Annotated in this window: 19 protein-coding genes and 3 tRNA genes; 17 read left to right on the forward strand and 5 right to left on the reverse strand. The window is 62.3% G+C overall.

Annotated elements, in window-relative coordinates:
- Window positions 1-149 precede the first annotated feature (149 nt).
- The 8 genes from OKW98_RS09725 to OKW98_RS09760 all read left to right on the forward strand — a co-directional run bounded on the left by OKW98_RS09725 (window position 150) and on the right by OKW98_RS09760 (window position 6,699).
- Window positions 150-737 (forward strand): CvpA family protein, encoded by a 588-nt coding sequence (locus OKW98_RS09725; RefSeq protein ID WP_037011737.1) that lies wholly within the window; start codon window positions 150-152, stop codon window positions 735-737.
- Window positions 738-749: 12 nt separating this feature from the next.
- The gene (gene purF / locus OKW98_RS09730; protein WP_265388959.1) at window positions 750-2,258 is read left to right on the forward strand and encodes an amidophosphoribosyltransferase; all 1,509 of its coding nucleotides are present in this window, start codon (window positions 750-752) and stop codon (window positions 2,256-2,258) included.
- A 21-nt stretch (window positions 2,259-2,279) separates the two neighbouring features.
- Entirely contained in the window at window positions 2,280-3,491 is a 1,212-nt protein-coding gene (locus OKW98_RS09735; RefSeq protein WP_265388960.1) for an O-succinylhomoserine sulfhydrylase, read from the forward strand.
- Window positions 3,492-3,653: 162 nt separating this feature from the next.
- Window positions 3,654-3,729 (forward strand) — tRNA-Val (locus OKW98_RS09740).
- Window positions 3,730-3,812: 83 nt separating this feature from the next.
- Window positions 3,813-3,889 (forward strand) — tRNA-Asp (locus tag OKW98_RS09745).
- Window positions 3,890-4,011: 122 nt separating this feature from the next.
- Window positions 4,012-4,088, forward strand: a tRNA-Asp gene (locus OKW98_RS09750).
- A gap of 196 nt (window positions 4,089-4,284) precedes the next feature.
- Window positions 4,285-5,550 carry a 3-phosphoshikimate 1-carboxyvinyltransferase gene (aroA, locus tag OKW98_RS09755; protein WP_265388961.1) on the forward strand — a complete coding sequence of 422 codons (1,266 nt, stop codon included), beginning with the start codon at window positions 4,285-4,287 and terminating at the stop codon, window positions 5,548-5,550.
- Window positions 5,551-5,811: 261 nt separating this feature from the next.
- Window positions 5,812-6,699 carry a DUF2242 domain-containing protein gene (locus OKW98_RS09760; protein ID WP_265388962.1) on the forward strand — a complete coding sequence of 296 codons (888 nt, stop codon included), beginning with the start codon at window positions 5,812-5,814 and terminating at the stop codon, window positions 6,697-6,699.
- Window positions 6,700-6,885: 186 nt separating this feature from the next.
- Here the strand turns inward: OKW98_RS09760 and ilvA are convergent, their stop codons facing one another.
- The 4 genes from ilvA to OKW98_RS09780 form a co-directional block, all read right to left on the reverse strand.
- Window positions 6,886-8,400 (reverse strand): threonine ammonia-lyase, biosynthetic, encoded by a 1,515-nt coding sequence (gene ilvA / locus OKW98_RS09765; RefSeq protein WP_265389697.1) that lies wholly within the window; start codon window positions 8,398-8,400, stop codon window positions 6,886-6,888.
- 767 nt (window positions 8,401-9,167) lie between these two features.
- On the reverse strand, window positions 9,168-10,208 hold the full coding sequence (locus OKW98_RS09770; protein ID WP_265388963.1) for an AraC family transcriptional regulator: 1,041 nt from the start codon (window positions 10,206-10,208) through the stop codon (window positions 9,168-9,170).
- Window positions 10,209-10,211: 3 nt separating this feature from the next.
- Window positions 10,212-11,363, reverse strand: coding sequence for a carbon-nitrogen hydrolase family protein (locus OKW98_RS09775; protein ID WP_265388964.1), 1,152 nt, complete (start codon window positions 11,361-11,363; stop codon window positions 10,212-10,214).
- A 209-nt stretch (window positions 11,364-11,572) separates the two neighbouring features.
- The gene (locus OKW98_RS09780; RefSeq protein WP_265388965.1) at window positions 11,573-13,213 is read right to left on the reverse strand and encodes a methyl-accepting chemotaxis protein; all 1,641 of its coding nucleotides are present in this window, start codon (window positions 13,211-13,213) and stop codon (window positions 11,573-11,575) included.
- Between the two features lie 283 nt (window positions 13,214-13,496).
- Between OKW98_RS09780 and OKW98_RS09785 the strand changes: the two genes are divergently transcribed.
- The 5 genes from OKW98_RS09785 (at window position 13,497) to OKW98_RS09805 (ending at window position 20,923) form a co-directional block, all read left to right on the forward strand.
- Entirely contained in the window at window positions 13,497-15,536 is a 2,040-nt protein-coding gene (locus tag OKW98_RS09785) for an NADPH-dependent 2,4-dienoyl-CoA reductase (protein WP_265388966.1), read from the forward strand.
- Window positions 15,537-15,642: 106 nt separating this feature from the next.
- Window positions 15,643-16,659 (forward strand): 1-aminocyclopropane-1-carboxylate deaminase/D-cysteine desulfhydrase, encoded by a 1,017-nt coding sequence (locus tag OKW98_RS09790; protein ID WP_265388967.1) that lies wholly within the window; start codon window positions 15,643-15,645, stop codon window positions 16,657-16,659.
- 150 nt (window positions 16,660-16,809) lie between these two features.
- The gene (locus OKW98_RS09795; protein ID WP_265388968.1) at window positions 16,810-18,150 is read left to right on the forward strand and encodes an MFS transporter; all 1,341 of its coding nucleotides are present in this window, start codon (window positions 16,810-16,812) and stop codon (window positions 18,148-18,150) included.
- 257 nt (window positions 18,151-18,407) lie between these two features.
- Window positions 18,408-19,646, forward strand: coding sequence for an MFS transporter (locus OKW98_RS09800; protein ID WP_322114173.1), 1,239 nt, complete (start codon window positions 18,408-18,410; stop codon window positions 19,644-19,646).
- Complete coding sequence (locus tag OKW98_RS09805) at window positions 19,640-20,923, forward strand: arsenic transporter (RefSeq protein WP_265388969.1); 1,284 nt, start codon at window positions 19,640-19,642, stop codon at window positions 20,921-20,923. The genes OKW98_RS09800 and OKW98_RS09805 overlap by 7 nt, the downstream gene beginning before the upstream one ends.
- On the opposite strand, the gene OKW98_RS09810 is transcribed toward OKW98_RS09805, so the two are convergent.
- Entirely contained in the window at window positions 20,886-21,932 is a 1,047-nt protein-coding gene (locus tag OKW98_RS09810; protein WP_265388970.1) for a DUF1853 family protein, read from the reverse strand. The genes OKW98_RS09805 and OKW98_RS09810 overlap by 38 nt on opposite strands.
- 71 nt (window positions 21,933-22,003) lie before the next feature.
- Between OKW98_RS09810 and OKW98_RS09815 the strand changes: the two genes are divergently transcribed.
- From OKW98_RS09815 to OKW98_RS09830, 4 genes are all read left to right on the forward strand, one after another.
- Window positions 22,004-22,321: a hypothetical protein gene (locus OKW98_RS09815; RefSeq protein WP_265388971.1), complete on the forward strand. Its 318-nt coding sequence runs from the start codon at window positions 22,004-22,006 to the stop codon at window positions 22,319-22,321.
- A 179-nt stretch (window positions 22,322-22,500) separates the two neighbouring features.
- A complete protein-coding gene (locus OKW98_RS09820) occupies window positions 22,501-23,391 on the forward strand; it encodes an NAD(+) kinase (protein WP_265388972.1) in 891 nt (296 codons plus the stop codon).
- Complete coding sequence (locus OKW98_RS09825) at window positions 23,391-24,362, forward strand: metallophosphoesterase (protein ID WP_265388973.1); 972 nt, start codon at window positions 23,391-23,393, stop codon at window positions 24,360-24,362. The genes OKW98_RS09820 and OKW98_RS09825 overlap by 1 nt, the downstream gene beginning before the upstream one ends.
- Window positions 24,359-25,231, forward strand: coding sequence for a rhomboid family intramembrane serine protease (locus OKW98_RS09830; protein WP_265388974.1), 873 nt, complete (start codon window positions 24,359-24,361; stop codon window positions 25,229-25,231). Before OKW98_RS09825 ends, OKW98_RS09830 begins: the two co-directional genes overlap by 4 nt.
- Window positions 25,232-25,235 lie beyond the last annotated feature (4 nt).

Here is a 25,235-nt window from a genome sequence, read left to right on the forward strand (position 1 = left end):
TCTGACCCCCTCAATTTCGGGTTTAACTCACCCCGACCCTAAACAAAGTCCAATAGTTCGCCTTAATTGACCTTCATCCGCAATCGCTGCTTACCGGCAGGCGAGTGCTCTGCTAAAATCCGCCGCCTTATCAGTCTGTAGGCTGCGACGTGTCATTTACTCCGGTTGACTGGGCGATCATTGCAATTGTCGCCATCTCCGCTTTGATCAGTCTCAAGCGCGGCTTCGTCAAAGAAGCATTGTCCTTGCTGACGTGGATCATCGCAGGTGCCGTCGCCTGGATGTTTGGCGGATCGCTGGCCCAGTATCTGGTCAACTACATCGAAGCACCTTCGGCGCGCGTGATTGCGGGCTGCACCATTCTTTTCGTCGCCACACTGCTGGTCGGCGCCATGGTCAACTTTCTGATTGGAGAACTGATTCGCGTCACCGGGCTGTCCGGGACCGATCGTTTTCTGGGCATGGTCTTCGGCGCGGCGCGCGGAGCCTTGCTGGTTGTCGTCGCGGTCGGGCTGTTGAGCCTGGGCCCGGTGCAACAGGATCAATGGTGGCAGCAGTCCAGGCTGCTCCCGCAATTTGTCATGGTCGCTGACTGGTCGAAAAACCTGATTCTCGGGATGTCCAGCAAGTGGCTCGCCAGCGGAGTCAGCGTACCTGTTGACATCCCGTTCAAGGATCACCTCCTGCCGCCTACAACGCCGCCGGAAGTGTTCGGTAAATCCAGTTCCACTAAGTAGGGGTTGTGTCGCATGTGTGGCATCGTCGGTATCGTCGGCAAGTCGAACGTCAATCAGGCGCTTTATGACGCGCTCACCGTCCTCCAGCACCGCGGCCAGGACGCTGCCGGTATCGTGACCAGCCATGACGGCCGGTTGTTTCTACGCAAGGACAACGGCCTGGTTCGTGATGTGTTCCACCAGCGCCATATGCAGCGTCTGATCGGGCACATGGGCATTGGTCACGTACGTTATCCCACGGCGGGCAGCTCCACTTCAGCCGAAGCCCAGCCGTTTTACGTCAACTCGCCTTACGGCATCACCCTGGCGCACAACGGCAATTTGACCAACGTCGAGCAGCTGGCCAAGGAGATTTTCGAATCCGACCTGCGCCACGTCAACACCAACTCCGACTCCGAAGTCCTGCTCAACGTGTTCGCCCACGAGCTGGCCGTGCGCGGCAAGTTGCAGCCGACCGAAGAAGACATCTTCGCGGCCGTTGCCGACGTGCATAAGCGCTGCCGTGGTGGTTACGCGGTTGTCGCGATGATCACCGGTTACGGCATCGTCGGTTTCCGCGATCCGGACGCCATCCGCCCGATCGTCTTCGGTCAGCGTCACACCGACGAAGGCGTCGAGTACATGATCGCGTCCGAGAGCGTTTCGCTGGACGTGCTCGGTTTCACCCTGATTCGTGACCTTGCCCCGGGCGAAGCGGTGTACATCACCGAAGACGGCAAGCTGCACACCCGTCAGTGCGCCACCAACCCGAAATACGCCCCGTGCATTTTCGAACACGTCTACCTGGCGCGTCCGGACTCGATCATCGACGGTATCTCGGTCTACAAGGCGCGTCTGCGCATGGGTGAGAAGCTGGCTGACAAGATCTTGCGCGAGCGTCCTGACCACGACATCGACGTGGTTATCCCGATCCCGGACACCAGCCGTACGGCGGCGCTGGAACTGGCGAACCACCTGGGCGTGAAATTCCGCGAAGGCTTCGTCAAGAACCGCTACATCGGCCGCACCTTCATCATGCCGGGGCAGGCTGCGCGGAAAAAATCCGTGCGCCAGAAGCTCAACGCGATCGAACTGGAATTCCGTGGCAAGAACGTGATGCTGGTGGACGATTCCATCGTTCGCGGCACCACGTGCAAGCAGATCATCCAGATGGCCCGTGAAGCCGGCGCCAAGAACGTGTATTTCTGTTCCGCGGCTCCGGCCGTGCGCTTCCCCAACGTCTACGGCATCGACATGCCGAGTGCCCACGAGCTGATCGCTCACAACCGTTCCACCCAGGACGTGGCTGACCTCATCGGTGCCGACTGGCTGGTCTATCAGGAGCTGAATGACCTGATCGAGGCGGTGAGTGGCAGCAAAAAGATCAAGATCGACAATTTCGACTGTTCGGTCTTCGACGGCAAGTACGTGACCGGTGATATCGACGAGCATTACCTGAACAAGATCGAGCAGGCGCGCAACGACGCCTCCAAGGTCAAGACTCAGGCGGTGAGCGCGATCATCGATCTGTACAACAACTAATCCAGACAAGGAGCAGGCGGCATGACTCAGGAATGGGATGCCGGTCGACTGGACAGCGATCTCGAGGGTGTCGGTTTCGACACCCTCGCGGTTCGTGCCGGTCAGCACCGCACGCCGGAACGCGAGCACAGCGATCCACTGTTTTTCACGTCCAGCTACGTGTTCCGCACGGCAGCCGAGGCGGCCGCGACCTTCGCCGGAGAGATCCCCGGCAATGTCTACTCGCGCTACACCAACCCGACCGTGGCCTCGTTCGAAGAGCGCATGGCCGCGCTGGAAGGCGGCGAGCAGGCGGTGGCGACGTCCACCGGGATGTCCGCCATTCTCGCCACGGTGATGAGCTTCTGCAGCGCTGGCGACCATGTGCTGGTGTCCAAGAGCGTGTTCGGTTCGACCATCAGCCTGTTTGAAAAGTACTTCAAACGCTTCGGAGTGGAGGTTGATTACGTCCCCCTCGCCGAATTGTCCGGCTGGGACGCGGCGATCAAGCCCAATACCAAAATGCTGTTTGTCGAATCGCCTTCCAACCCGTTGGCCGAGCTGGTCGACATCAACGGGCTGGCGGAAATCGCCCACGCCAAGGGCGTGCTGCTGGTGGTCGACAATTGCTTCTGTACACCCGCGCTTCAGCAACCGCTGCGCATGGGTGCCGACGTGGTCGTGCACTCGGCGACCAAGTTCATCGACGGGCAGGGCCGCGCCATGGGTGGCGTGGTGGTCGGTCGCAGCGAACTCATGAAAGAAGTCGTCGGTTTCCTGCGCACCGCGGGCCCGAGCCTGAGCCCGTTCAACGCCTGGCTGTTCCTCAAGGGGCTCGAAACCCTGAACATCCGCATGCGTGCCCATTGCCAGAGCGCCCTTGAACTGGCGCAGTGGCTCGAGCAGCAGGAGGGCATCGAGAAGGTGCATTACTCCGGTCTCGAGAGTCACCCGCAGCATGGGCTGGCCAAACGTCAGCAGAAGGCGTTCGGCGCAGTGGTGAGCTTTGAGGTGAAAGGCGGCAAGGACGGCGCATGGCGCTTCATTGATGCCACGCGGCTGATCTCGATTACTGCGAACCTGGGCGACACCAAGACCACCATTACGCATCCAGGCACCACGTCCCACGGCCGGCTGTCGCCGCAGGAGCGTGAGGCCGCCGGTATTCGTGACAACCTGATTCGCGTTGCGGTAGGGCTGGAAGACGTCGCTGACCTGCAGGCGGATCTCGCGCGGGGTCTGGCTGCGTTGTAAGCCCGGTGCCTGAACACGAAAGCGAGCCTCGGGGCTCGCTTTTTTGTTGCTGATGTGCAGCTTCATGCTTCCTGCAAAAAATGGCTCTTTTGAAAAAAACTTCAAGTGGGCTATTGACTTAGGTTCGTCACCTGCGTAAATTTCGCGGCCTCAGCGAAGCAAGGGTGATTAGCTCAGCCGGGAGAGCATCTGCCTTACAAGCAGAGGGTCGGCGGTTCGATCCCGTCATCACCCACCATCGTTGAGTGTTTCAGAGCTGCATTGAAAGCTGTACGTGTTGAATGTTACTGAGATTCAGCAGGACGAAAGTCCACGCAATGCGCAGCGGTAGTTCAGTCGGTTAGAATACCGGCCTGTCACGCCGGGGGTCGCGGGTTCGAGTCCCGTCCGCTGCGCCATATTTTCCGAATCGGGTTTTCCCGGTTTGAGATTGAAAGCCAAGGTTTTCGGTCAGTGTTTCACGAAGCAGGCCCAAGGGTCGGTTTCAACAGCGTTAAGCAGATGAAAGTCTGTGCGACAAGCAGCGGTAGTTCAGTCGGTTAGAATACCGGCCTGTCACGCCGGGGGTCGCGGGTTCGAGTCCCGTCCGCTGCGCCATACATAGCTTCGAGGCCCTTGAACTCCTTGAAGCAACAGAGAAAGCGATCCCAGGATCGCTTTTTTTGTGCCTGCGATTTGGCGAAAGCTTCGCCTGTCGCGCTGGATGCTGCAGAGCTCGGCGATAAATGCCATCATCGCCGGCTGTTAACGCGGCGCTGTGCGGTGCCTGATTTCGAATTTGGAGAGCTGGACCATGGGCATGAACCAAACCATCACTGTCATCCCGCCGGGCGTACCGCTGACGGGCCATGTGTCGCCGCCCGGCTCGAAGTCCATCACCAACCGCGCGCTGCTCCTGGCTGCCCTCGCCAAGGGCAGCAGCCACTTGCGCGGCGCGCTGAAAAGCGACGACACCCGGCACATGTCCAATGCCCTGCGGCAGATGGGCGTGACCATCGACGAGCCGGACGACACCAGTTTCGTGGTCACCAGCAGCGGGCGTCTTGAGGCGCCGCAAGACGCGCTGTTTCTCGGCAATGCCGGGACAGCAGTGCGGTTCCTGACCGCGGCGGTGTGCACGGTGAATGGCAGCGTCACGCTGGACGGTGATCACTACATGCAGAAGCGCCCGATCGGCCCGTTGCTGGAGGCATTGCGCAAAGGCGGCCTGAACGCGGAAAGCGCCACCGGTTGCCCTCCGCTCGTGGTGCACGGGACGGGTTCCATCACCGCCACACGCTTCGAAATCGACGGTGGCCTGTCAAGTCAGTACGTCTCCGCCCTGTTGATGGTGGCGGCCTGCGGTGATGCGCCGATTGAAGTGGCGCTGACCGGCAAGGAGATCGGTGCCCGTGGCTACATCGACCTGACCATCGCCTGCATGCGCGCTTTCGGTGCCGAGGTCGAGGTGCTGGATGACGCGCTGTGGCGGGTTGCGCCGACGGGTTACACCGCCTGCGATTACCAGATCGAGCCCGACGCGTCGGCCGCGACTTATTTGTGGGCGGCCGAGGCATTGACGGGCGGCAAGATCGACCTGGGCGTGGCGGGGGAGGCGTTCACGCAGCCAGATGCCAAGGCCATGGAAGTGATCGCGCAGTTTCCGAAGATGCCTGCGGTTATCAATGGCTCACAGATGCAGGACGCGATTCCTACGCTGGCGGTGCTGGCGGCCTTCAACGAAACGCCTGTGCGCTTCGTCGATCTGGCCAACCTCCGGGTCAAGGAATGTGACCGTGTTCAGGCGCTGCACGATGGCCTGAATCAGGTCCGGCCCGGACTGGCCTCGGTAGAAGGCGATGATCTGTTGGTCGCTGCTGATCCGAGTCTGGCGGGCACCAGCAGTAACGCCCTGATCAATACGCACTCCGACCACCGCATTGCCATGTGTTTCGCGCTGGCCGGCTTGAAGGTGGCAGGCGTGAGGATTCAGGATCCGGAGTGCGTCGGCAAAACCTACCCCGGCTACTGGCGGGCGCTGGAGTTTCTGGGCGTGAAACTGGTGCACGGCGAGGTCTGAGGCGTAGGGTATCCCGGGCCGCGAGCCGTCGACTGATCGACGCCAGGCCCGGCGTGCCGACTTTTCCGACCCTGTTGCGGTCTGATCAGCGCCACCTGCGCTCCCCTGACACGCCCATGGGTGCAGGCCCCGTGTGCAGTTGCCGTATCGATGTATCCACACGGTTGCAAACTCTGCGTTGATCCCATGGCAGGCTTGTTGCAGACTTACCGGCGTTTTCTCCGGTCCACTTTCAGTCGACCAATTGCCCCAGGATGTTTGATGCCTAAATTACTGAGCTTTCGTACCGCATGCTGGGTCATCACCCTGCTGGCTGCCGCAGGCTGCTCGTCGAAGAAACCGACGGTCTATGAGCATGAGAATTTCGACGATGCCGGGACGTTCTCCCGCAACTATCCGGTCTCGGATGCCGCCACCTGCGAAGCGGCCCGACGGGCACTGCTGAGCCAGGGCTACATCATCACCAGCAGCGACCCCAAAGTGATCAGTGGCCATAAAAGCTTCCAGCAGACCGGCGAAACCCACATGGAGATCAGCTTCAACGTGGTGTGCGCGCCGGACGGCAGTGCCGATAAACGGACCACGATGTTCGCCAACGCGCTGCAGGATCGCTATGCGTTGAAGAAGGTCAATAACTCCGCGAGCCTGGGGGTCGGCGTGCTGGGCTCTGTCTCGATGCCGATTGGTTCGACCGACGACTCGATGGTCAAGGTCGCCAGTGAAACCGTGGCGTCGCCCAAGTTCTATGATCGCTTCTTCGCGCTGGTGGAAAACTTCCTGCCGCCTGAGCTGAAGAAGGCCGCGCACATTGAAGAGAAGCCTAAAACCGACCTGGGCATGCCTGAGCCGGTGCCGGGCAAACCGGTGGCGTTGAAGGAGCAAACGCCGGCCGCTGCACCTGCTGCAGTTGCACCTGCCACGCCAGCAGCCGCTACGCCCGTGGCACCAGCGCCATTGGCGACCCCTGCGACTCAGCCTGCGGCCGCTGCCGAGCAAAGCAGCGAACCGATGCCTGCGCCTGCCGAACCGGAACCGCTGAAGGCCGAAACATCGACGCCTGCCGAGGCCGCGCCAGCCACAACGCCTGCGCCGGCTACGACCACCGAGCCGAGCGCTACGCCTGCGGTTGAGTCAACGCCAGCGCAGTAAACCCTGTAGGAGCGAGGCTTGTCCCGCGATCTGGCGCGAAGCGGCAGCCCATGAGCGACCTTGCTGCTTCAGCCCGGAGACCGCATGCACCGGGTTGCTGCCGGTTCCCGGCAGATCGCGGGACAAGCCTCGCTCCTACAGGTCCGGGCATGAACCGCTGAAGTCAGCAGTGTCAGTCTTCGGAACTCACCCCAAAAACAGCTTGTACGCCGGGTTCTTGGTCTCATCCCAATACGGATAACCAATCTCCGCCAGCGCCTGCGGCACAAGATGCCGCTCGTCTTCAGGCACCACCAGCCCGGCCACCACTCGGCCATCCGCTGCGCCATGGTTGCGGTAGTGGAACATCGAAATATTCCATTTCCCGCCCAGCTTGTTCAGAAAGTTGAACAGCGCGCCCGGCCGCTCCGGGAATTCGAAACGCAGCACCACTTCGTCGCTCACCCGCTCCGAATGCCCGCCGACCATGTGCCGCAAATGCAGCTTGGCCAGTTCGTTGTCGGTCAGGTCCAGCACCGGGAAGCCCTGCTCCGTCAGGCTCGCGATCAGGGCTTTGCGAGGGTCGGTGTCGGGGTGGGTCTGCACACCGACGAAGATGTGCGCCTCGCGGTCGGTGTGGTAGCGGTAGTTGAATTCGGTGATCTGCCGTTTACCAATCGCTTCGCAGAACGCTTTGAAGCTGCCCGCCTGTTCCGGAATGGTCACGGCAATGATTGCTTCGCGGCCTTCGCCCAGTTCGGCGCGTTCGGCGACGTGGCGCAGTCGGTCGAAGTTGACGTTGGCGCCGGAGTCGATGGCCACAAACGTCTGCCCGGTGACTTCGTACTGTTCGGTGTACTTCTTGATCCCGGCCACGCCCAAGGCGCCGGAGGGTTCAGTGATCGAGCGGGTGTCGTCGTAGATGTCCTTGATCGCCGCGCAGATTTCATCGGTGCTGACGGTGATCACTTCGTCGACGTAATCCTTGCAGATCTCGAAGGTGTACTGACCAATCTGCGCCACCGCGACGCCATCGGCAAACAGCCCGACCTGCTGCAGCACCACGCGCTCGCCGTAGGCCATGGCCTGTTGCAGACAGTTTGAATCGTCCGGCTCGACGCCGATCACCTTGATTTCCGGTCGCAGGTATTTCACGTACGCCGCGATGCCGGCGATCAGCCCGCCGCCGCCCACCGGCACGAAGATCGCATCCAATGGCCCCTGATGCTGACGCAGGATTTCCATCGCTACCGTGCCTTGCCCGGCAATGGTGTCGGGGTCGTCGTAAGGGTGAACGTAGACGTAGCCGTGTTCCTCAACCAGCTTCAGCGAATACGCCAGCGCTTCGGGAAACGAGTCGCCATGCAGCACGACCTTTCCGCCCCGGGAACGCACGCCTTCGACCTTGATCTCCGGCGTGGTCTTCGGCATGACGATGGTCGCTGCCACGTTCAGCGTCTTCGCCGCCAGCGCCAGGCCCTGGGCATGATTACCCGCCGACGCCGTCACCACGCCCCGCGCCAGTTCTTCCGGGCTCAACTGCGCCAGCTTGTTGTACGCGCCGCGAATTTTGAAGGAGTACACCGGCTGCAAGTCTTCGCGCTTGAGCAGCACGTTATTACCCAAACGCGCCGACAGCTGGCGCGCGGCGTGCAGCGGGGTTTCCACGGCGACGTCGTAGACGCGGGAGTTGAGGATCTTTTTGACATAGTGATTGAGCAGGTCGCCCTGAACGGGCGGGTGGGCTGGCAGCTGACTCATCGTGTGGGCCTCGTGGGAAGGCTTGCGATGATCAGGCGGGCGGCGAAAACGGCGAGGGAAGGGCGAATGATCATGTCTGGCTCCTGATGTGGTTTTGGCCCGGGAGACAGAGAGAAAAAACCCGCCTCTAGGGCGGGTTGGGTGCAAACGTCGGCTAACCCGCCATGACTGGAATGGCGGTAATAATTATCTGGCCGAAGAAATGCTGGGGTGCGTTCATGGAGTCGAGACTATTGCGAACATGGCGCAGTCGTCAAGTGGGCCGCTGTCATGGACGCTGCTTTGGCGGAGCAAATCGGCCGCACGGGCAAAAAGCAGGCAAGGCTCAGCAACACCGCCCGAATCATTACCGTCCATAAGGCGAGGCTGAATGGCTTGAATGTAGGAGCGCGCTTGCCCGCGAATGGGGAGGTTCAGGTGGCGTTGATGTCACTGAAATGACGCTTTCGCGGGCAAGCGCGCTCCTACAAGGACCTCAGTGTCGTCGAGTGTTCAACAGGCCTTCATTTTTTGTTCATGAGGGCACTTTAGGGTTGGGCTCGTAGTCAGTGAATCTGCTGTTGAATGATTTAGCGGCACCACAACCCTATCGATCACAAGAACCCGCCACGAGGGCGCAAACATGGACGAGTACCAAGAAGAATTGCTGGAATACCAGGCGTACGAGATGGATCCGCTGGAACCAGCAGAAGACGCCACCGAGTTGTAGGAAAACCCGCGCCTGCCAGTCAGAGCGACTGGCGTTGGCTGCGACGAAACGCACCGGGCGTCTGTTCGGTCCAGCGTTTGAAGGCCCGCTGAAAAGCCTCGGCCGAAGCAAATCCCAACAGATAAGCGATTTCGCCAAAGGCCAGTTCGGTGTCCCGGATGTAGGTCATGGCGAGGTCGCGCCGGGTGTCGTTGAGGATCGCACGAAACTGCGTGCCCTCGTCCGCCAGCTTGCGGCGCAGGGTCCAGGTCGGCAATTTCAGCCGGGCCGCCACTTCTTCGAGATCCGGCTCCCGCCCCCCATTCAACAACGGCCCCAGTAATTGGGTGATGCGCTCACGCAGGCTGCGGGTGCGCGTGAGCTGTTCCAGTTCCCGTTCACACACCTGCAGCAGATGCCGCCAGGTACTCGGCACGTGATCGGGGTTGCGCAGGCCAAGCTGATGCTGGTTGAGGCGCAGCTGATTGACGCTCGCCGCGAAACTCACGGGCTGCTCACAGAGCGCGGCGTATTCAGCGGCGTAGGCGGGGGCATCGAACTCGATCTCCAGGCGTTCAGCCTTTAGCGTCGTCCCGCACAGCGTCGACAGCTGATGCAGCCAGCCGCTGAGAATCGAATCCACCACGAAGCGGTTGTAGTCGTTGTACGGGCTGATGGAATAGAAGCGCAGCCAGGCGCCGTCGCTGTCCTCATGGAGGCTCGACTGGCCGCGATAGTTCGAGCCGTATAGCGGTTCAAAACGAATCAGCGTGCGCGCCGCTTCACGCACGGTCGGCGCCTGGGCGGCGGTGATGCCGGCCAGGCCGGCGTGGCTCAAACGACTGGATTCGCCCATTCGCAAGCCCAGCGCAGGCACGCCGGTCAGCTCGATGGCCGCATGGCCCAGGCGCATGTAGCGCGGGATCGACAGCCGGGCGCCGGCCTCACCCAGTCGCGCGGCATCCAGGGCGTATTGCTGCAGCAGCGGTTGCGGGTCCTTGCCTTCGTTGCGAACAGCGTCGGCCAGGCTGTGGACGAAACCCACGGACAGATCGCCCAGACGCACGCGAGGGGAGGTCATCGATCACAACCACAGATTGATCAGGCGCGCGCCATGACCGGGGCGGACGCCTTTCGGGGCGGCGCTGATGGATTGCTCGGCGATGCTTTGCCCGTCGCGGCTGGCGAAACTGTGACCGGCGCTGCCCTTGTCCCAGAACTGACCGCGCATGAACACGCTGATGCCGGCCTTCGCCGTGCTCGGCGGTGTCAGGGTCAGTCGACGCCAGGCTTCGCCCTGGGTGATCGGCTTGGCACCCAGGTTCAGATGGGCCGCCAGCGCCTTGTGTTTGTCGCTGCGCCAGGGTTGCGACCAGCCGTCCGTGCCGGCGACGTAGGCCGGCACCGCAATCAGCTCGACGCCGCTGGCGTTGAGGCGCGCGTAGTTGTCGGGGTACCAGCTGTCACTGCCGATCAATGTCGCCAACCGGCCGGCCGGGGTGTCGATCACGTTGAGCGGTGCGTCCTTGCCGGGACGGATATAACCCCGCTGATTCCAGCCCGGGAACAACTGACGCTGCGGCTGCCCCAAGGGCTGGCCGTCGGGGCCGAACACCAGGCTGCTGTTATACAGCGCGCCACGACCGATGCGCAGTTCGCCGTTTTCCACCTGCGGGCTGGGCAGCACGATCGAGCCGGCCACCAGGGTCACACCGAATTCCTTCGCCAGCCCGCCAAACACGTTTTGATAATCCTGCGCCATGCTGTGCGCCTTCATGCGCAGGCGTGCGTCCTCGAAGCGGCTGCTGCCCCGCGCGTGAAAAACCGCGTCGATAAACAGCAGCGGGTTGCTGAACGCCAGCCAGTTCATGGCCTCTTCGAAGGTGGTGGCCTCGTAGAACTGGGCTTTTTCGTCCACCGCCAACAGCCAGGTGCCGATGTGCTCCGGCAGCACCACGATGGTTTTATCGTTGAGCAGCCCTTGGTCGCGGGCCTGCACCAGATACGACGCAAGCTTGCGATGCAGGCGTTTGACGCTCGAATAATCGGAAGGGAACAGCTCGGGCTGAATGCCCAGCAGGTTGCCGCGTTCGCCAGGTTGCCCGTCGTTGATCACCAACTGGATGCGCAAGTCCGTCAGGTAATGCCCGACATGACGCTTGCCCGTCCACAGCCCGTAGCTGACGAGAAGCGTCACCAGCACTGCAGCGGTAAGTGAGCCGAGAACTTTGCGCATGAAGAAAGGAGAACTGCCTCTGAAGAAAGCGCGCGGGGCGCCATAACGTTGCCGGAAGGCTACGGCAAAACGGCGATTGGGAGAAGGTTTGCCAACGGCCAGGGCGGCCATTCGGCAAATGGGTTGAAGCGAGGCGGCATCGGTGGCCGCCTGCGGTGTATGGATCAACCGCGATGCCGGCGATTTGCAGGCATCACGGGGGCCGCGATTTACAAGCGGAAGCGGCTGACCAGCGTGTTGAACGACACGGCCAGGCGGGAAAGCTCCTGAGTCGACGCGTTGGTCTGGTGCGCACCGGCCGCGGTCTGGGTCGACAGATCCTGGATGTTCACCAGGTTACGGTCCACCTCGCGCGCGACATTCGCCTGTTCTTCGGAGGCCGTGGCGATGACCATATTACGGTCGTTGATCTGGGCGATGCCTTCGGCGATCTGTTCCAGTGCGCGGCCCGTGGCCTGCGCCAACGCTTGGGTATCGGTGACCAGCGACTGGCTTTTGCCCATCGCCCCCACCGCCTGATCGGCACTGGCCTGCACGCTGTTGATCATGCCTTCGATTTCACCGGTCGAGGCCTGGGTGCGTGCGGCCAAGGCCCGGACTTCGTCGGCGACCACGGCAAAGCCCCGGCCTTGCTCGCCCGCCCGTGCGGCTTCGATCGCAGCGTTCAAGGCCAGCAGGTTGGTTTGTTCAGCGATGCCGCGAATTACGTCCAGCACCTTGCCGATGTCCCGGACTTGCACGGCGAGGTCGCGGACCATGTTGGTCGAAGTGGCAATTTCGGTGGTTGCGCTGTTGATGGCTTCAACCGCGCCACGTGCCTGGTCGCGGCCCTCGCTGGCCTGTTTGCTGGTGGTCCTGGACGCGTCGGACGTGGACACGGCGTTACGTGCCACCTCTTCGACCGCCGAGGTCATTTCAGTGACAGCGGTGGCGGCCTGCTGGATCTCGTCGTTCTGGCGGACCAACCCGCGGCTGCCGTTATCGCTGACGGCGGTCAGCTCTTCTGCGGCAGAGGCCAGTTGACTGGACGCATCGGCAATCTGCTGAATGGTGCTTTTCAGGCTGCCCCGCATTTCGCCCAGCGCCGTCAGCAATTGCCCGGCTTCATCGCGGCCGGTGCTGACAATCTGTTGGGTCAGATCACCGCCGGCAATGCTCCGCGCGCTCGCGACTGCATAGGCGAGAGGACGGCTGATCAGGCGACTTATGAACATGCCCAGCAGAACCGCAGCCAGAAAGGCAATGGCGATGCCGATGTACAGCGCGGTCTTGGCGGATGACTCCGTCTTGGATGCATCCTCGGCGCCTTCGCCGATCTGCCGGTCATTGGACTTAACGATGAGGGTCAATTCATCGAGCACAACGCGGTAGGCCGCCTGCAGATCGCCAAACAATAGGGCGCGGCCGTTATCAAGGTCGCCGGCCTTCACGAGGCCAAGGTATTTCTGAACCATCGCCTGGTAGACCGGCCAGTCCTTTTCCATCTGGTCGCCCGCGGCGCGTTCATCGTCGGCGAGCGGGGTCTTGCGGTATTTGGCAAACGCTTTCTCGCTGTCTAACTGGTTGGCGTTCATCGAGCTCAGCAATTCGTCCTTCACACCCTGGGGCATGCCGGCAGCAGCGGCACTGTATAAGCGGTAAAGGTCACGGTTTTGGCCTACGGCATTGGTTCTGGCGCGGCCGGTGTCCGCAACGGACACCAGGTTATTGCTGAACACCAGCTTCAGGCTGTCCGACAGTTCGGAAACGCCACGGCTTCCGAGCACGCCTACTCCCAGGGTGATGAATGCGCACAGCACGAAGGCTGTGATCAACTTGGTCGAAATTTTTGCATCATTGATCCAGCTCATTGATCGTCCTGCCGAGGTGTTGATAAGAAGGACATTGCTCAGCCATCGCGGCGGTGCGGCAAGGTCGTCATAGGGCTATCGGCGCGAAAGTCCGAGGCTGGAGGGTCGTCCGATGAAAGAGGGTGCATCGCTCGATCATTGATTTGTCACTTCCAGTCATTGAGCAAGGCCGGGCGGCTGTTTACTGTTTGCGCCATGTACAAGGCGCTGGTCCAAGGCCCTGACTGACTCGACGGGCGCCACAGAGCGCTCGCGCCCCGTGATGATGCTCGATGGAGTTTTTATGGCCGCCCCCCACTACCCGCATTTGCTCGCTCCCCTGGATCTGGGTTTCACCACGTTGCGCAACCGTACCCTGATGGGCTCGATGCACACCGGGCTCGAAGAGAAGCCGGGCGGGTTCGAGCGCATGGCGGTGTATTTCGCCGAGCGCGCACGGGGCGGGGTTGGCCTGATGGTCACAGGCGGCATCGCGCCGAACGACGAAGGCGGCGTGTATTCGGGGGCGGCCAAGCTGTCGACGCCGGAAGAGGCGGCCAACCATCGCATTGTCACCCAAGCCGTGCACGAGGCCGGCGGCAAGATCTGCATGCAGATCCTCCACGCCGGGCGTTATGCCTACAGCCCCAAGCAAGTGGCACCGAGCGCCATTCAGGCGCCGATCAACCCTTTCACACCCAAAGCGCTGGACGAAGAGGGCATCGAGAAGCAGATTCAGGATTTCGTCACCTGCGCGACCCTGGCACAGACCGCCGAGTACGACGGCGTAGAAATCATGGGCTCTGAAGGTTATTTCATTAACCAGTTTCTGGTCGCCCACACCAACCATCGCAGCGACCGTTGGGGCGGCAGCTACGAAAACCGCATGCGCCTGCCGGTGGAGATCGTGCGCCGCGTACGTGAAGCCGTCGGCCCCAACTTCATCATCATTTATCGCCTGTCGATGCTCGACCTCATTGAGGGCGGCAGCAGCTGGGAAGAAGTGGTGCAACTGGCCCAGGCCATCGAGCATTCGGGCGCCACGCTGATCAACACCGGCATTGGCTGGCACGAAGCGCGCATTCCGACCATCGCCACCAAGGTGCCGCGCGCTGCGTTCGCCAAAGTGACCGCGAAAATGCGCGGCTCGGTGTCGATCCCGCTGATCACCACCAACCGCATCAATACCCCCGAGGTTGCCGAACAGGTGCTGGCCGAAGGGGACGCCGACATGGTCTCCATGGCGCGCCCGTTTCTCGCCGACCCCGAATTCGTCAACAAGGCCGCGGCGGGTCGCAGCGACGAGATCAACACCTGCATCGGTTGCAATCAGGCGTGTCTGGATCATACCTTCGGCGGCAAGCTCACCAGCTGCCTGGTCAACCCCCGCGCCTGTCATGAAACCGAGCTCAATTACCTGCCGGTCACCCAGGTCCGCAAAATCGCCGTCATCGGTGCCGGTCCTGCAGGCCTTGCTGCCGCAACCGTTGCGGCCGAGCGCGGGCATGAAGTGACGCTGTTCGACTCGGCCGGCGAAATCGGCGGGCAGTTCAACATCGCCAAGCGGATCCCGGGCAAGGAAGAGTTCTTCGAGACCCTGCGCTACTTCGGCCGCAAGCTGCAGACCACCGGCGTAGACCTGCGCCTGAACACCCGCGTCACGGTGGATGACCTGCTCGGCAAAGGCTATGACGAAGTGATTCTTGCCACCGGCATCGCGCCACGAACGCCCGCCATCCCCGGTGTCGACAACCCCAAGGTGCTGAGTTACCTCGACGTCATACTCGGCCGCAAATCGGTTGGCAAGTCCGTCGCCGTGATCGGCGCGGGCGGCATCGGCTTCGACGTGTCGGAATTCCTCGTCCATCAGGGCGTGTCCACCAGCCTGAATCGCGATGCGTTCTGGGACGAGTGGGGCATCGACACGCATCTGGCGGCGCGTGGCGGCGTTGCCGGGATCAAAGCTCATCCCCATGCGCCAGCGCGTCAGGTGTTCCTGTTGCAGCGCAAGGCCACCAAAGTCGGCGACGGTCTGGGTAAAACCACAGGCTGGATTCATCGCACGGGGCTGAAGAACAAACAGGTGCAGATGCTCAACAGCGTGGAATATTTGAAGATCGACGATGCAGGTTTGCACATTCGGATCGGCGCGGAGGGCGAGGAGAAACTGCTGCCGGTGGACAACGTGGTGATCTGCGCCGGGCAGGATCCGTTGCGTGAACTGTATGACGGGTTACAGGCGGCGGGGCATAGCGTGCATCTGATTGGCGGGGCGGATGTGGCGACTGAGCTGGATGCCAAGCGGGCGATTGATCAGGGATCGCGGTTGGCGGCGGGGTTGTAAGTGGATGGGGGCTGACGGTTGGGAATCCCCCTACACAGCCCCCAAAACCTAGAACCCAGAGCGACGAGTGCTAGACTCCTGCACCGTCCATTGCCCGACCGATTTCATGTTCCCTCTCTCATCACCGCTCCCTCCCGCTCCGTTGCAACTCCTCCATTTCGACTGGCTCCAGGCAGCCGGCGTGGAGGCGGCGATCTTGCGGCTGGACCTCGTCGATCCGCTGATCAGCGGCAATAAATGGTTCAAGCTCAAGCACCATCTGGCGGCGGCTGAGCGGGTCGGGGCGCGGGGCGTCATCAGTCTCGGCGGGGCGCATTCCAATCACCTTCACGCGCTGGCGGCGGCGGGCAAGCGCTTCGGTTTTGCCACGGTCGGGCTGATGCGCGGGCATATAGTCGAGACGCCGACGGTGCTTGATCTCCAGGCTTTCGGGATGGAGCTGCACTGGCTGGGTTACGCCGGTTATCGCGCGCGGCATGACGCGGATTTCTGGGTGCCGTGGCGCGAGCGTTATCCGCATCTATTTCCGGTGCCTGAAGGCGGCGGCGGGCTCGACGGCGCGGAGGGCTGCGCTGAAATCGTTCAGCAGGCGCGCAGTCAGCTCGGTCAACTGGGATGGAAGGATTACGACGCCTGGTGGCTGGCGTGCGGCACCGGCACCACACTTGCCGGACTGATGCTGGCGGAGGCGGGGCAGCATGAGGTGATCGGCGCGATGGCGGTGCCTGACGGTCATGGGGTTGAGGGCAATGTAGAGGACATTCTTGAAGCTTTCGCGAGCAAGCTCGCTCCCACAGGTCCTGCGTCGTCCCTGGGCATACTGAATCAACCACTGACAGGCTTGGACGTGGGAGTAAACCGAAAAAAACTTCAGGCTTACCGCTTGCTCGATAGCAGCCGTGGCGGCTTCGCGAAGACCGATTCCGCGTTGCTCGATTTCATCGCGCGCCATGAGGCTGAATCCGGTATCCCCCTCGAACCGCTGTACACCGGCAAGGCATTGCTTGCGCTGCACGAAGAGGTGATCGCGGGCCGGATCGCCGAAGGCACGCGGCTGATTTTTCTGCACACCGGGGGATTGCAGGGCAGACGGACCTTCGAATCCGCGCTGGCACACCGCTGACGCCTAAGCGCGCCTCCACGCACTGGCACGAATCCTGCGGCCCACAGCCTCCGACAGGTCGGTCCTGAGTACGTCGGCGGCAGTTCTGGAGTCGGACGGGCAGGGCGCTGTGCCGATAATCGGATCTTTCCCACGCGCGCCGAGGTTTCCATGACCACTCCCGTCCTTGAGCAGGTTGATCCTGCCACCCTGAGAAAAGTCATTGTGGCGGCCGCCATCGGCAATTTCGTCGAATGGTTCGACTTCGCGGTGTATGGCTTTCTGGCCACGACCATCGCCCAGCAGTTCTTCCCCAGCGGCGATGCCAGCGCGGCGTTATTGAAAACCTTCGCGGTGTTCGCCGTGGCCTTCGCGTTTCGGCCCCTCGGCGGTGTGTTCTTCGGCATGCTGGGCGACCGCATCGGCCGCAAGCGCACGCTGGCGTTCACCATTTTGTTGATGGCCGGGGCGACGACGATCATCGGTCTGTTGCCGACCTACGCGGCAATCGGCGTGATGGCGCCCGTGTTGCTCACCCTTATCCGCTGCGCTCAAGGCTTTTCCGCCGGGGGTGAATACGCGGGGGCATGCGCTTACTTGATGGAACACGCGCCACGCACGCAGCGGGCGTGGTATGGCAGCTTCGTGCCGGTGTCGACCTTTTCGGCGTTCGCGGCAGCGGCGATTATTGCCTACGCGCTGGAAGCCACTTTGAGCGTTGAGGCCATGGGCAGTTGGGGCTGGCGGCTGCCGTTTCTGATCGCCGCGCCGTTGGGGCTGGTCGGGTTGTACCTGCGCTGGAAACTGGACGAAACCCCGGCGTTTCAGGCGGTCAAGCAGGAACACGCGGTTGCCCATTCGCCACTCAAGGAAACCCTGCGCAACCATGGCGCGGCGATATGCTGCCTAGGCGCGTTCGTGTCGCTGACGGCGCTGTCGTTCTACATGTTCACCACGTACTTCGCGACGTACTTGCAGGTGGCGGGCGGGCTGAGCCGTGCGACCGCATTGCTGGTGTCGTTGATTGCCTTGCTGTTCGCCGCGGCGATCTGTCCGGTGGCCGGGGCGTTTTCCGACAAGGTCGGGCGACGCAAGACGGTGCTCAGCACCTGTGTCCTGCTGATTGTGGTGGTGTATCCGTCGTTTTTGATGGCCAGTTCCGGTTCGTTTGTGGCGTCGATCGTCGGCGTGATGTTGCTGGCGATTGGCGCCGTCCTCTGCGGTGTGGTCACGGCGGCGCTGTTGTCGGAGACCTTTCCTACGCGTACCCGTTACACCGCTTCGGCGATCACCTACAACATGGCGTACACGATCTTCGGCGGAACCGCGCCGCTGATGGCGACCTGGCTGATCGGCGCGACGGGCAGCAACCTGGCGCCGGCGTTTTACCTGATCGTGATTGCGCTGCTGGCGCTGGCGGGCGGGCTGGCGTTGCCGGAGACGTCGAAAGTGTCGCTGCATGAGGTGGAAGGTTCGTTGACGGCGCGGGGGAGATTGCAGACGGCGGTCTGACTGGCGGCGGTGCTCTATGCTCGCGTAGATGCCGGAATATCTGCTGGAGTTTCGGCGGATCGCAGGCCGTCTTCGTGAGCAAGCTCACTCCCATAAGGTCCCCGTCCGCAACATTGCACCACGCGACCCCATCACACAAATCCGCAACAAAACATCGCAGCGGCGCCCCAATAAATGGCACATTGGCGACCCCTTGTGCCGCTGACATGTTCTGTAACGAGTCCCGACGGCGCATCAACGTTCGATGGATGGACCCGATGGCCGTTCCCAGCCCTGCAACCGTGCCCGCGACCGATACCCAACCCGTTCCCGCTTCGCAATCAACGCAATCAAGTCCCTTGGTCATGCGCATCATTGGTGCAGTGGCACTGGCGCACCTGCTCAATGACCTGATTCAGTCGATCCTGCCCTCGATCTACCCCATGCTTAAGGCCTCGTACGGCCTGACTTTCACCCAGGTCGGGCTGATCACCCTGACGTTTCAGGTCACGGCATCGTTGCTGCAGCCTTGGGTCGGCTATTACACCGATCGTCATCCCAACCCGTTGGTGCTGCCGGTCGGCTCGCTGTGCATTCTGGGCGGCGTGATGATGCTCGCGACCGTGGGCAGCTTCCCGCTGATCCTGCTCGCCGCAGGGTTGATCGGCATCGGCTCGTCGACTTTTCACCCCGAAGCCTCGCGCATTGCCCGGTTGGCCTCAGGCGGGCGCTTTGGCCTGGCGCAATCGAGCTTTCAGGTGGGCGGCAACAGTGGTTCTGCCATCGGGCCGTTGCTGGCGGCGGCGATCATCATCCCGTTCGGTCAGGGCCACATCGCCTGGTTCGGGCTGGTGGCGCTGTTTTCCGTGGGCCTGCTGTACGCGATCAGCCGCTGGTACAAGGCGCACCTGTCGCTGTTCAAGATCAAGGCCGGACAGGCGGCGACCCACGGGCTGTCGAAACGTCGGGTGACCGGCGCGCTGGTGGTGCTGGCGATGCTGGTGTTCTCCAAATACTTCTACATGGCCAGCTTCACCAGCTACTTCACGTTCTATCTCATCGACAAATTCCAGCTGTCCGTGGCCAGCTCCCAGTTGCACTTGTTCATGTTCCTGGCAGCGGTGGCTGCGGGCACGTTCTTCGGCGGGCCGATTGGCGATCGCATCGGGCGCAAGGCGGTGATCTGGTTCTCGATTCTGGGCGTGGCGCCGTTCACCATCGCGCTGCCGTACGCGGATCTGTTCTGGACCAGTGTCCTCAGCGTGATCATCGGTTTCATTCTTGCCTCGGCGTTCTCCGCCATCGTCGTTTACGCTCAGGAACTGGTGCCGGGCAACGTCGGCATGATCGCCGGGATCTTCTTCGGCCTGATGTTCGGCTTCGGCGGCATCGGCGCCGCATTATTGGGTCACTTGGCGGATCTTCACGGCATCGTTTATGTCTACACGCTGTGCTCCTACCTGCCGCTGTTGGGCATCCTCGCCATCCTGCTTCCGAGAACTTCAAAAAGATGCTGATAGCCGTCGCGATTTTTCTGGTCACCATCACCCTGGTGATCTGGCAACCCAAGGGCCTTGGTGTTGGCTGGAGTGCAACCTTTGGCGCAGTGCTCGCGCTGCTTTTCGGGGTGGTGCACCTGAGTGACATTCCCCAGGTCTGGCACATCATCTGGAACGCGACCGGCACCTTCATTGCGCTGATCATCATCAGCCTGCTGCTCGACGAGGCCGGGTTTTTCAACTGGGCCGCGCTGCACGTGGCGCGCTGGGGCAACGGCAAGGGCCGGCGGCTGTTCGCGTTTATCGTGCTGCTCGGCGCGCTGGTGTCGGCGCTTTTCGCCAACGACGGCGCCGCGCTGATCCTCACCCCCATCGTCATGTCGATGCTGCTGGCGCTGCGCTTTTCGCCGGCGACGACCCTGGCCTTCGTGATGGCGGCAGGGTTCATCGCCGACACCGCCAGCCTGCCGCTGGTGGTCTCCAACCTGGTCAACATCGTGTCCGCCGACTATTTCGGCATCGGTTTCAACCGCTACGCCTCGGTGATGGTGCCGGTGAATCTGGTCAGCGTGGCGGCGACCCTGGCGGTGCTGATGCTGTTCTTCCGTCGCGATATCCCGGAAACCTTCGACGCCTCGCAACTGGCCGAGCCGTCTTCGGCGATCAAGGACCGCGCGACCTTCATGACCGGTTGGTGGGTGCTGGGGATCTTGCTGGTGGGCTGTTTTGCCCTGGAACCGCTGGGGATTCCCATCAGCGCGATCTCCGCGGTATGCGCGGCGATCCTGCTGGGCATTGCAGCCAAGGGCCATCGCATTTCGACGCGCAAGGTGCTGAAAGACGCGCCGTGGCAGATCGTGATTTTCTCTCTGGGCATGTACCTGGTGGTGTACGGCCTGCGCAATCAGGGCCTGACCGATTACCTCGCCACCTGGCTCGATCGTTTCGCCGAACACGGTTTGTGGGGCGCGGCGATGGGCACGGGCGTGCTGACGGCGCTGCTGTCGTCGGTGATGAACAACCTGCCGACGGTGCTGATCGGGCTGTTGTCCATTGATGCAAGCCACGCCCACGGCCTGCTTCAGGAAGCGATGATTTACGCCAACGTCATCGGCAGCGACCTGGGCCCGAAAATCACCCCGATCGGCAGCCTCGCGACCTTGTTGTGGCTGCATGTGCTGGCGAAGAAGGGCGTGACCATCGGCTGGGGCTATTACTTCCGCGTCGGCATTGTGCTGACCGTGCCGGTGCTGTTGATTACCCTCGCGGCGCTGGTGCTGCGACTGAGCCTGTAACCCGGCGCGCGTCCGGCAGGTTCGGCCACAGGTCCGACACCAGAAACAACCGCTCGGCCTCTTCCCAGTGGCCGTCGGCGTGGCGGATCAGGCGCACCAGCAGTTGCGCGGGCGCCAGCGGGTCGAGGGCCTCCAGCCAGTCCTGAAACTGGCGCGGTGTCCAGGCCTCGTCGCAGCGCGCGGGTGCCAGCCAGGCCGGACGCGGCAGTAATTGCCAGCGGCCTTCCAGCGTTTGTTCTGCGTAGCCCGGCCAGTTCTGTTGATGCAGCCACTTTCCGCGCAGATGCTCAGGGTGCGCCCCTTGTGGCGAAGCTGCGGTCTCTGGCCAGGGATGAGGGGGCCACGGATAAAACAGATAACCCCCTAACCAGAGCGAAGCGCTGAAGGTGTCCACACCCCGCGCGGCGAGCATGGCGGTGCTCTCCGGGCGCGCTGACATGGGCAGTTGATGCTGATTCAGGTGCGCGAGCTTCACATCCAGCCGGTCGAGGGCGCCGGGGCCGAGCCAGTGGGCTGGATCGTCGCCGTCCTTATTCTGAAGCCCAAGGTAGAGCTTGATCGCCAGCTCAACGTGGTGAACGCCTTGACTGTCCCGCAGCAGCAGGTCCAGCTCGCCCAGCGTACGGCCTTCGCCCTGAATAGGCAGGTTCGCCGCGAGCAACTCGACGCCAGGCGCGTGCTGGATTGCGAATTGCCACAGCCGCTCGTAATACAGCCCGAGCCGGCGCGTCGAGGTTCTCGCCAGCCAGTCGTCGAGGGCGCTGTTGTCGCGGTCCAGTTTCTGCAAAAAAGCTTCCAGCGCTTCGGGGTGCTGCACCCAGTCGCTGCCGCTGAGCGGGTGACGTTGAGGCCACCGGGTTTCAGCCAGCAGTGGCGGTGACAGGATCACCCACGCCAGGTCACGCACGGTGGGCGTGCGCAGCTGACGGGGCAGGGCGCTCAGGGTCGGGAACGGGTTTGTCATCGGGGCAGGATAGCGGGTGATGGGCGCTTGCAGCCACCGGATCATTATCCCCGTCGACGCCCGGCACCCATCGTCCGTTTGACGCGGATCCTGCAGGTTCTGCCTCGCTGACTATCATGAGCGCTGCCGAGATCTACTGTATGAGCGCGCTTGCCCGCGAACGCGGTGTATCAGCTTTCATCAGTGCCGAACCTGCCGACGTCTTCGCGGGCAAGCGCGCTGCTACAGGTTTCGTGCTCGACGCCAATTGTGTGTTTGACATAAATCTGCTGTGGGAGCCCCGGGTTGCTGGCGAAAGCGGTGTGTCAGTCGCCGTCGGTGGTGAACCTGCCGACGTCTTCGCGGGCAAGCGCGCTCCTACAGGTTTTGTGCCCGACGCCAATGGCGTGTTTCAGGTAAATCCACTGAGCCGGCTTGCTGGCGAACGCGATTAACCAGCACTCAATACGCCGACTGACACACTGCATTCGCCAGCAAGGCGGCGCCTACGGATGCTCTGTTTTTGCGCCGGATTTGAGGTGATAGCACGGTGGGCAGAGCGCTTCATTTGCCGCACCCGACCCCTTCGCCCCATAATCGCGTTCTTTACACGCATCAAGCCTGCGGGAGCCCCATGGAGCAATTTCGAAATATCGGCATTATTGGTCGCCTGGGCAGTACCCAGGTGGTGGAGACCGTTCGCCGACTCAAGAAATTCCTGATATCGCGGCACCTGCATGTGATCCTCGAAGACACCATCGCCGAGGTCCTGCCGGGGCATGGTCTGCAGACCTCCACGCGCAAGATGCTCGGCGAAGTCTGCGACATGGTCATCGTCGTCGGCGGCGATGGCAGTCTGCTCGGCGCTGCCCGAGCCCTGGCCAAGCACAACGTGCCGGTGCTGGGCATCAACCGCGGCAGCCTGGGCTTCCTCACTGACATCCGCCCGGACGAGCTGGAAGTCAAAGTCGCCGAAGTCCTCGACGGCCACTATCTGGTGGAAAACCGCTTCCTGTTGCAGGCCGAAGTGCGCCGTCACGGTGAAGCGATCGGGCAGGGCGACGCGCTCAATGACGTCGTGCTGCACCCCGGCAAATCCACGCGGATGATCGAGTTCGAAATCTACATCGACGGTCAGTTCGTCTGCAGCCAGAAGGCCGACGGGCTGATCGTCGCCACGCCCACCGGTTCGACGGCCTACGCCCTGTCGGCGGGCGGCCCGATCATGCACCCCAAACTCGACGCCATCGTCATCGTGCCGATGTACCCGCACACGCTGTCCGGCAGGCCGATTGTCGTCGACGGAAACAGTGAGCTGAAAATCGTTGTCTCAAAGGACATGACGATCTACCCACAGGTTTCCTGCGATGGCCAGAACCACTTCACCTGCGCGCCGGGTGACACCGTGACCGTGAAAAAGAAGCCGCAGAAGCTGCGACTCATTCACCCCCTCGATCACAACTACTACGAAGTCTGCCGGACCAAACTCGGTTGGGGCAGTCGGCTTGGCGGCGGGAGCGACTGATGCTCGATCCCGCGCGTGGCTACGATCTGATCGGTGACGTGCATGGTTGTGCCCAGACCCTTGAGCACTTGCTCGACACCCTTGGTTACCGCTTTCAGGCCGGCGTCTGGCGCCACCCTGAACGCATTGCCGTGTTCCTCGGCGACATCATCGACCGCGGCCCGCGTATTCGCGAAGCGCTGCACATCGTCCGTGACATGGTCGAGGCCGGCCAGGCGTTCTGCATCATGGGCAACCATGAATTCAACGCGCTGGGCTGGAGCACGCCGGCGCCGCCCGACAGCGGCCATGAGTGGGTGCGCGAACACACGCCGCGCCATGCCCGCCTGCTGGGCGAAACTCTGGCGCAGTTCGAGCAGCATCCCGGTGATTGGAACGACTTCCTCAAATGGTTTTACCAGCTGCCGCTGTTCATCGACGCCGAGCGCTTCCGCGTGGTGCATGCCTGTTGGGATGCCAGCGTGATCGAGCCGTTGCGCAGCGTTTACGGTGACGGTCGCATCGACCAGGCCTTCGTGCAGGCGTCGGCGGAGCCGGGCAGTTTTGCCTGCGCGGTGTTTGATCGCCTGCTGCGCGGTACCGACATGCGCCTGCCCCACGGCATGACCCTGACCGGTGGTGACGGCCTGACCCGCGGCTCATTCCGCACCAAGTTCTGGGAAGACGATCCGCAGACCTACGGCGACGTGGTGTTTCAGCCTGACGCGCTGCCGGAACCGGTGGCGCGGCGGCCGCTGTCCCCCAGCGAGAAAAACGCGCTGCTGCGTTACGGCGCCGATGAGCCGCTGTTGTTCGTCGGCCACTACTGGCGCAGCGGCATTCCCGCGCCGATCCGCCCCAATCTGGCCTGCCTGGATTACAGCGCCGTGCTGTACGGCAAGCTGGTCGCCTATCGGCTGGATCAGGAAACCCAGATCGACCCGGACAAATTCGTCTGGGTCGACGTTACTCGACCGGAGATTGGTCAATGAGTCCGGTTGCTGTATTGCGTTTGCCGCTGAACACCGACCTGAGTGGTTTTGTCGAGTTGCTGCGGCGCCTCAACGTGCCCCATCGGGTCAGCGAGGAGGCCGGCGAGCAAGTGCTGTGGGTGCCTGATGCTCCACAACTGGCCGATGACATTCGCCAGTTGTATCAGCAATACCCCGAAGGCGACCCGACCGCGCAGTTGCCGCCGGGCCGGGAAGTGGTGGCCGTCAGCCGGCCGAGTCCGCTGGTGCAAGTGCGCAACAGCCCGGTGACCAGCGTGATTTTGCTGCTGTGCCTGGTTGTCGCTGGCGTGACCTTGCTCGGCGACAATTTCGAGGCCTTGAGCTGGCTGACCTTCAACGACTTCCGCATCAGCGGCGAGTACATCAGCTTCCTGCCGGTGGAAACCTCACTGGCGGCGGGGCAGTGGTGGCGGGTCGTCACGCCGATGCTGATTCACTTCGGTCTGCTGCACCTGGTGATGAACGCGCTGTGGTTCTGGGAGCTGGGCCGGCGCATCGAAATGCGCCAGGGCCGCTGGCAACTGCTCGGGCTGACCCTGGCCTTCAGTGCGTTTTCCAACTACGCCCAGTATGTCTGGAGCGGCCCGAGCCTGTTCGGCGGGCTGTCCGGCGTACTGTATGGCTTGCTTGGTCATTGCTGGATCTTTCAATTGCTCGCCCCCAACCCCATGTATCGTCTACCACGCGGTGTTCTGGGGATGATGCTGATCTGGCTGGTGGTGTGCCTGTCCGGTGTCGTCGGTGTGCTCGGTTTTGGCGAAATCGCCAACGGCGCCCACGTCGGCGGACTGATCATCGGTTGTGCTACAGGTCTTGTGGGCGGTGCACTGGCCCGCCGCACACATTAAAATC

Source organism: Pseudomonas sp. KU26590, assembly GCF_026153515.1.
In the GTDB taxonomy this organism is placed as follows: Bacteria; Pseudomonadota; Gammaproteobacteria; order Pseudomonadales; family Pseudomonadaceae; genus Aquipseudomonas.